This window comes from Acetatifactor sp., assembly GCF_982438285.1.
Genome location: NZ_CEWDFQ010000257.1, coordinates 1 through 4,571, shown reverse-complemented (window position 1 = coordinate 4,571; position 4,571 = coordinate 1). Strand labels below are relative to the sequence as shown.

At 51.2% G+C, this 4,571-nt stretch carries 4 protein-coding genes; 1 reads left to right on the top strand and 3 read right to left on the bottom strand.

Annotation, left to right across the window (positions count from 1 at the left end; genetic code table 11):
- Positions 1-680, top strand: a 680-nt coding sequence (locus AC1WIP_RS11910) for a DUF3810 domain-containing protein (RefSeq protein ID WP_481142031.1), incomplete at its 5' end; no start/stop codon positions are given.
- Here AC1WIP_RS11910 and AC1WIP_RS11905 read toward each other — a convergent pair.
- From AC1WIP_RS11905 to AC1WIP_RS11895, 3 genes are all read right to left on the bottom strand, one after another.
- Positions 601-1,080 carry a MarR family winged helix-turn-helix transcriptional regulator gene (locus AC1WIP_RS11905; RefSeq protein ID WP_481142030.1) on the bottom strand — a complete coding sequence of 160 codons (480 nt, stop codon included), beginning with the start codon at positions 1,078-1,080 and terminating at the stop codon, positions 601-603. The two genes, AC1WIP_RS11910 and AC1WIP_RS11905, sit on opposite strands and share 80 nt — an antisense overlap.
- Before the next feature lie 14 nt (positions 1,081-1,094).
- Positions 1,095-2,951, bottom strand: coding sequence for an ABC transporter ATP-binding protein (locus tag AC1WIP_RS11900; RefSeq protein ID WP_481142029.1), 1,857 nt, complete (start codon positions 2,949-2,951; stop codon positions 1,095-1,097).
- The coding region (locus AC1WIP_RS11895) for an ABC transporter ATP-binding protein (protein ID WP_481142028.1) at positions 2,951-4,571 on the bottom strand (1,621 nt) is incomplete at its 5' end. The genes AC1WIP_RS11895 and AC1WIP_RS11900, both read right to left, overlap by 1 nt.

Sequence of the window (4,571 nt, the reverse complement as noted above, 5' to 3'; positions counted from 1 at the left end):
GGATTGTTTATCCGGGGGGCCTTCTGGAAAACGGTGAAATAGGGACAATGGAGGAAAAAGCCATAGAGATTATGAAACAGCTGGGAGAGACCTATCCCCAGCTGGATGGGTATTATCCCAGTCCAAAGCCTCTTTTCTTCTCGGATTTTATGTGTCAGCAGTATATGCAGGGCTACTATTTTCCTTTTTCCATGGAAGCAAATTACAACGATGTGATGTATATTCTGAACAAGCCGGCCTGCATGTGCCATGAGCTGGCCCATTTAAGAGGTTATATCTACGAGGATGAAGCAAATTTTATCAGCTATCTGGCCTGCATCCAGTCTGATGACATTTATTTTCAGTACAGCGGATATTTAAGCGTTCTTCCCTATGTGAGCAACGATATATATGCCATGCAGGAGGCGGGAAGCAGCATATCGTCGGACGTTTATCCCGTTAGGCTGTATGAGCAGGTGTATGAGGATGATGTGTTTGTGACGCAGGAAGAATGGGACCGTATCAATGGCAAGGCAATTTTTGACACGGAGACGGTGGATCAGGTTTCGGATGTCTTTGTGGATACCACTCTGCGGGTCAACGGGGTGGAGGACGGCATGGTCAGCTACAGCCGGGTGGTGAAGCTTCTCCTGCAGTATCAGCGGATTCAAGCAAAGCAGGAGGGAGCTTTAGGCTGGTAACGATCTTTTTTGCACAGTCGAGAAAGCTCTGCATTTCCTGTTTGGTGAGATTCTGGCAGATTTGCTCGTCCAGCCTTACAAAATTTCCATGCACCCTGGCGGCGCAGACCCTTCCTTTCTCGGTAAGCACAATGAGAAAGGACCGGCGGCAGCCAGGGTGCTTTTCTCTGGTGATATAGCCCGCTTTCTCCAGCCGGTCTAAATTTCTGGAAATGGTGGCCGTATCCAGAAAGCATTTATCTGCCAGCTCTTTTTGGGTAATGTGATCCTGTTCATAGAGCTTGTTTAAGATCCTGGGCTGTCCTACCGTCAGCCCCAGCTTCTGAAAGGCAGGCTGTAAAATCCTTTTTCTTGCAATTTCCATTTCCAGCATAGCTTCTCTGATAGCTTGTTTTTCCATGCCGACCTCCTTTTTTATTCCAGTTCAAATTGTCCGGTGTAAAGCCGGTAGTAACGGCCCTTTTGGGCAAGCAGCTCCTCGTGGCTGCCTCTTTCAATGATTTCTCCCTGCTCCAATACCATAATGGCCTTGGAATTGCGCACAGTAGAAAGCCTGTGGGCGATGACAAACACGGTGCGCCCTTCCATCAAGGAATCCATTCCCTTTTCGATGAGACGCTCTGTCCTGGTGTCAATAGAGCTGGTGGCCTCGTCCAAAATCAATACCGGCGGGCGGGAGATGGCGGCTCTGGCGATGGCCAGAAGCTGTCTTTGGCCCTGGGATAGGTTGGAGCCGTCGCTGTGCAGCATCGTGTCATATCCATTGGGCAGTCTGCGGATGAAGGAATCGGCATTGGCGATCAAGGCTGCCTGCCTGACCTCCTCATCACTTGCCTTCAGACGGCCGTAGCGGATGTTGTCGGCAATGGTGCCGGTGAACAGATGAGTGTCCTGAATGACCAGGGAAAGAGAACGCCGCAGGTCCTTTTTGCAGATATCCCTGATATCCAGGCCGTCATAGGTGATGGAGCCTCCCTGTATCTCATAAAAACGGTTGATCAGGTTGATAATGGTGGTTTTTCCCGCTCCGGTGGAGCCCACAAAGGCAATTTTCTGTCCGGGCTTGGCGTAGAGACTGATGCCGTTTAAAATTCGTTTCTCTGGAGTGTAGCCGAACACCACGTCATGAAACCGCACGTCTCCTTTTAAGGGAACCAGCTGAAAGCCCCCTCCCTCCAGGGGCACCTTCCAGGCAAAGTCCCGGCCCTCTGCATCGCTCTCATAAAGCTTTCCATCCCTTTCCTGTACATGGCAAAGGGTAATGTGCCCCTGATCCGGTTCCGGCTCCTCCTCCATCATCTCAAAAATCCGTTCGGCTCCCGACAGAGCCGCCAGAAGAAAGTTGACCTGCTGGGTAAACTGATTCATGGGCATAGCGCTCTGCCTCACATATACCAGATAGGAGGTGAGGCTTCCTAAGTCCATCAGGCCGGAGAGCACAAACAGCCCGCCCACGCAGGCAGAAACCGCATAATTAAAGTAGGAAAGGCTTACGATGGCCGGCACCATCATGCCGGAATAGGAGAGCGCCTTGGTGGACGCCTGGCGCAGCGCCTCATTTCTGCGGCAGAATTCCTCAAAATCCTTGTCCTCATGGTTGAAAACCTTTTCCACCTTCTGTCCGCTGACCATTTCCTCCACAAAGCTGTTGATGCTGCCCAGATGCTTTTGCTGCTCCTGATAATATTTTTTGCTGCGCCGTCCGTTTATGCGGATAAATAGAAGCATCATAAGCAAAAAGGCGATGACGATCAGGGACAGGCGGAAATTCAGCACAATGAGCATGACGATAGTGCCGCTGACCATGATAAAGCTCTGGATCAACAGGGTAAAGCTGTTGTTTAAGGCCTCGGTTAAGGTATCCACGTCATTGGTGAAACGGCTCATCAGCTCTCCGTGGGTGTGGGCGTCAAAATAGGAGAGGGGGAGCTTTTGGGTGTGGGCAAATAAATCCCGGCGGATACGGCCTACGATTTTCTGACAGGTGTGCACCATCAGCTGATTGTACCCCAGCGTGGCAAACGCCCCACAGCCGTACATAAGGGCCATAGAAAAAACCATGCCCAAAAGTCCCGGGATATCTCCCGGCAGAATGTAGTTGTTGATCACAGGCTTGAGCAGATAGGTTCCCATGATATTTGCCATGCTGCTGATACATACCAAAAGAGCCACAAGCACCATGGACCATTTGTAGATTCCCATATAGTGGAGAAGCTGTCTGATGGTTTTCTTTTTGTTTTTGGGACGTGCATATCCGTTATATCTTGGCATTACAGATCCGCTCCTTCCTGCTGGGATTGATAAATCTCCTGATAGATTTGGTTATTTGCCAGAAGCTCCTTATGGGTCCCCACGGCATGAATTTTACCGTCCTCCAAAATCACGATCTTGTCTGCGTGGAACACGGAGGAAATTCTCTGGGCAATGATAATTTTGGTGGTTTTTGGAAGATAGCTTGCCAGACCCTCTCTGATCCTTGCCTCTGTGGCCGTATCCACGGCGCTGGTGGAGTCGTCCAGTATGAGCACCTTCGGCTTTTTCAGAAGGGCTCTGGCGATGCACAGCCTCTGCTTTTGCCCGCCGGACACATTGACGCCGCCCTGGCCCAGATCTGTATCATATCCCTTTTCAAGCCGCCCGATAAACTCATCCACGCAGGCAATCCGGCAGGCCTCCTCTATTTCCTCCTGGGAGGCGTCCTCCTTGCCCCAGAGCAGATTATCCCTGACAGTGCCGGAGAAAAGCGTGTTTTTCTGCAGCACCATGGCAATAGAGTCCCGCAGGGGCTTTAAGGGATATTCCTGTACCGGACAGCCGTCGATCAAAAGCTGCCCGTCTGTCACATCATAGAGCCGGGGAATGAGCTGCACCAAAGTGGATTTGGCCGATCCGGTTCTGCCGATGATGCCTACGGTAGTTCCCGCCTCAATATGAAGGCAGATATCGGAGAGCACATACTCCTTTGCATCCTTACTGTATTGAAAATAAACATGGTCAAATACGATATCTCCCCGCTGTACGGTGATATCTCTTGCCCGCTCCTCCGTAATATCGATTTTTTCGTCCATAACCTCTGTAATGCGCCGCCAGGAGGTAAGGGACCTGGTAAACATCATAAATACGTTGGATATCATCATCAGGGAATTTAACACCTGGAGCACATAGCTTAAAAATCCTGTCAGCTCGCCCACCTGAAGCTCTCCGGCCAGAGTCAGACGGCCCCCGAACCAGAGAATACACAGAATAGTGGTATACATCACAAGCTGCATGGCGGGCATATTCAGGGAAGCCACCCGGAAGGCCTTTTCCGAGGTGGTCTGCAGCCCAAGATTGACCGACTCAAATTTGGCCAGCTCATAATCTCCCCGCACGTAAGCCTTTACCACCCGGATGGCGGTGAGATTCTCCTGAATGATCCGGTTTACCAGATCCACCGCCTTCTGCATCCTGCTGTAGAGAGGGCGTACATGACTGATGATCCAAAACAGCAATATGCCTAAAACGGGAGCCGCAATGAGAAAAACAGCGGCCAGCTCCTTATTGATATAAAAGGAAACCGTAATGGCGGTAAGCATCATTACAGGGGCCCGACAGGCCGGACGAAGGCCGGTAGAGATAGAATTCTGAATGTTTGTCACGTCTCCCGTGAGTCTGGTCACAAGGGAGGAGACACGGAATCGGTCCGTGTTGGCAAAGGAAAACTGCTGGAGCTTCCTGTATTCATCCTTTCGGATTTCCGCGCCTATGCCCTGGCCGCACACCGCGGCAAACCGGGCGCTTCCCGTGCCCAGAATCAAAGACGCCACCGCGCAGAGAGCCATCAGGAGTCCCTTTTCAAATATGTAGGGCCTGTTGCCCGTGGCGATTCCCACATCCACCATATCCGCCATA